Here is a 1000-nt window from a genome sequence, read left to right as displayed (position 1 = left end):
GGCTTTGTTGAATAAATCAGATTTCGGGTAAGTCTCCCCCGTAGCGGGTTGTGTTTTCAGGCAATACGCACGCTTTCAGGCATACCTGCTTTCGTCATTTTGTTCAGCGCTCGTACCAGGGCCATAGCCTCTGCAACCTGACCATCGTAGTCACGCAGCGTCAGTGAACCCCCGAACAGCTGTTTTACCCGGTACATCGCCGTTTCCGCTATCGAGCGACGGTTGTAATCTGTTGTCCATTTCCACCGCGCATTACTCCCGGTCATTCGCTGATTAGCCACTGCACGGTTACGGTCTGCATATTCACCGGGCCAGTAACCCGCACCTTTTCGGGGAGGGATAAGCGCGCTGATTTTCTTACGCCGCAGTTCATCGTGACATAGCCGGGTATCGTAAGCGCCATCGGCGGCGGCTGACCTGATTTTCCGGTGGGTTTGCCGGATTAACCCGGGGAAGGCCTCTGAGTCCGTAACGTTGTTCAGCGACAGGTCAGCGCAGATGATTTCATGTGTTTTACTGTCAACGGCGAGATGCAGCTTACGCCAGATACGGCGGCGTTCCTGGCCATGCTTTTTGACTTTCCACTCGCCTTCACCGAAGACCTTCAGCCCGGTGGAATCAATTACCAGGTGTGCGATTTCACCCCGGGTGGGCGTTTTGAAACTGACATTAACCGACTTTGCCCGCCTGCTGACACAGCTGTAATCCGGGCAGCGTAGCGGAACGTTCATCAGAGAAAAAATGGAATCAATAAAGCCCTGCGCAGCGCGCAGGGTCAGCCTGAATACGCGTTTAATGACCAGCACAGTCGTGATGGCAAGGTCAGAATAGCGCTGAGGTCTGCCTCGTGAAGAAGGTGTTGCTGACTCATACCAGGCCTGAATAGCTTCATCATCCAGCCAGAAAGTTATGGAGCCACGGTTGATGAGGGCTTTATTGTAGGTGGGCCAGTTGGTGATTTTGAACTTTTGCTTTGCCACGGAACGGTCTGCGTTGTCGG

The 1000-nt window shown here is 53.6% G+C and carries 1 protein-coding gene; it reads right to left on the bottom strand.

Features of this window, described 5'->3' with window-relative positions; translation table 11 throughout:
* Nucleotides 1-56: 56 nt before the first annotated feature.
* Nucleotides 57-1000: IS5 family transposase (locus FC814_RS22535; protein ID WP_367643743.1), on the bottom strand; the 944-nt coding region annotated here is incomplete at its 5' end.

It is taken from the genome of Escherichia sp. MR, assembly GCF_005280595.1.
In the GTDB taxonomy this organism is placed as follows: domain Bacteria; phylum Pseudomonadota; class Gammaproteobacteria; order Enterobacterales; family Enterobacteriaceae; genus Escherichia; species Escherichia ruysiae.
The sequence above is the reverse complement of the archived record's forward strand: the minus strand, read 5'-3'. Positions and strand labels throughout refer to the sequence as shown.